General features: G+C 34.6%; 2 protein-coding genes. Both read left to right on the forward strand.

The features are described from left to right. The first annotated feature begins 332 nt into the window (after positions 1-332). Entirely contained in the window at positions 333-1,571 is a 1,239-nt protein-coding gene (locus tag ACOVQ4_RS18350; RefSeq protein WP_421822070.1) for a phage integrase SAM-like domain-containing protein, read from the forward strand. Between the two features lie 107 nt (positions 1,572-1,678). Next, positions 1,679-2,665: a PKD domain-containing protein gene (locus ACOVQ4_RS18355; protein WP_421822071.1), complete on the forward strand. Its 987-nt coding sequence runs from the start codon at positions 1,679-1,681 to the stop codon at positions 2,663-2,665. Positions 2,666-2,722: the final 57 nt, after the last annotated feature.

The following is a 2,722-nucleotide window of genomic DNA, read 5'->3' on the forward strand; positions in this document are numbered from 1 at the left end:
AGGACACGTCCCTTTCACGGATGAAACACGGGTTCGATTCCCGTACGGACTACAAAGAAGTATTCCTTCTATAAAATTTGACCATGTAGTACCTTTCGTAGTCGAGGGGTACTTTTTTTTGATTTTACACCTAAGTATTTTGATAAACAGATGATTAAATGGAGCATAATTCCTGTTTTGGAACATGTTATTTTTCTATTCTCCATTTTGCACTTGTTTATTCTCCAAAGACCCCCTCCATTCTCCAAATTTGTTTTTTTTTCATGTGTTTTCATGAAGCGGGTATGTCTCATCACTCAAAAATTTTTCCGTGAGACAAATACATCTAAAACATGAATATACACTATAACTTTCAGGTTATGGAAATCAGATTTTGCGAAGATGGCAAAAAGCCAAATTCAAAAGGATTGGTCAATCTTAAGGTAGGAATTTTACTAGAAGGATACAAAACCGTCTGGATTGCATCTGGTGTACAGGTGCCTGCGGATACCTTAGATACTGATTATCAGGTATGTATAAGTAAGGATGGGCAATTGGATAAAACAAGTCTTGAGTTTTATAATAATCGCTTAGCTAATATTAGAAAGAAGTTTGAAACTATAAAAATGAGCTTTGAGTATGAGAGAATACCCTATTCTCCAGATGATATTGTTCAGCAGTTCAGAAACCCTGTTATTAAACCCATTACTTTTTTAGCCCTAATTGAGAAGACCCTCGCTGAATACACAATACACTTAACTCATAATACCATCAAGAGTCATAAATCAACAGCTGAGAATATCAAAGAGTACTTAGTCTATTCGGAGCAAACGACAATTCTTGCTAGTCAGATTAATACAGATTTTCTTAGGAAGTTAGAAATATATTTTAAGACCATTCATGTGCCTAAATCTCACTCACATGGATCAAAAATGAAATCTACTTCCATCAAAAAAATAATCACATTTATTAAGAAGGTCATAAGTTTTGGCGTGGATACACAAGTGCTGAATAGCAAAGAGCTAAAATACAAAGTTAACACCAACGATGTATCCCAGGATTATTCGCACCTGACCCAAGACGAGGTAAAATCACTGGAAAAGCTCTCGCCATTTGTTTCTGAAAAATATCAAAAAGTAATAGATAGCTTTCTTTGGATGTGCTACACTGGCCAGAGCCATGTTGATACAACTGGTTTGAGTGAGGCACAGATTCACAAATTGGACAGTGAATTGACTATGTTGGGAGGAAAAAGGTCTAAGACTAAAATAGATTACACTGTTGTAATGAATGACAAAGCCCTGATCCTCATTGAGAAGTATGGCAGCGTTGAGAAAATACCTGTTCTACATTTAACTACCATAAATGAAGAGTTAAAGCTTATAGGAAAGATATTGGGCTTCAAAATAAGCCTTTCGACTAAAATTGCACGAAGGACTTTTGGACAATATTGGTATAAAAAAACAGACATAGCAGATAAGTTCGTATCCAAAATGTTGGGACACAACAAAGCTGATACTAAAAAGTATTATGTAAACCTTGACATGGAGGATGTTGCCCATGCCGTAAAAATTGCGAAAGTGCTTAATTAATTTGGATTATATCAATTACTTTTGCTTTCTAAAATTCAAACACCGTAAAAAATGAAAAAATTAATGTATCTACAATTATTCATGCACTTAACCCCTTATTTCATCTCATGAGCTTGAAGGTTTCAAATTATTACACATTACAAATTATTATTAAACGTTCAATCCTAATTTTATTCAAAATGAGATTTTTTTGCCCATTAATCAGTGTACTATTATTGTTCATATCATGTTCAAAAGAGGAACCCGTAATTGCAGACTTTGAGTTTGTTGAAAAAGAAAAAGGGTTAGTTCTATTTACCAATAAATCATCAGGAGCTGAGACCTACGAATGGGATTTCGGCAATGGTCAACGTTCGAACGAAAAGAACCCAAGCTTTCAGTATGATGCTAATAAGGAGTATGTTGTAAATTTAACTGCCAAAGGTGCTGGAGGTCAGAATACCAAGCCAAAGTCTATTAAAATATCATCTATACCAGCCCCTGTAATGATTAGTTTTGATTACATTGAGAAAGATAATGGCTTTGTATCTTTTAACAACAAATCGACTGGAGCTGATTCTTATGAATGGAGTTTTGGCAATGGGAAAACATCAACAGAGGTAAATCCTACTGTTCAATTTGAGGATAACAAGGAGTTTTCTGTGAAACTTACTGGAAAGGGTGCTGGAGGGACTGCCAGTGACACCAAAACAATTAAGGTATCAAAGGTTATAGAACCAAGTGCCTTGCTAATTGGTAGCTATTCTGGAAGTCTAAATTATACTTGTTGTTATCTATCCACGGTCAATACACGATCTGCAAAGCTTAAAGTTGTTAAAGTAGATAAGAATACAGTTAGTGCGGAACTAATACAGTATGGAACTTATCTTAATGGTAGATACTACAGCGATATAATTAGTGATATTTTCAAATTCACAAGTATCAAAGCTGAATCAACTTCTAAGTTTCTCATAAATGAGACTAACGCCTCACTGGATGGAAATAACCAAAGGAAATGTATTGGAACAATCGCTCTTGATGGAAGGAAACTAACTATTCATTTTGAAGCAGATTTCTATACTCACAAGTATGATTTAGTGTTGATTAAGGAATAGGGTATGTCGGCTTCCCATTTTTAGTACAGTTTAAAAATATACATAATCTGTCTGTTT

This window comes from Flectobacillus sp., from assembly GCF_049240685.1.
Classification (GTDB): domain Bacteria; phylum Bacteroidota; class Bacteroidia; order Cytophagales; family Spirosomataceae; genus Flectobacillus.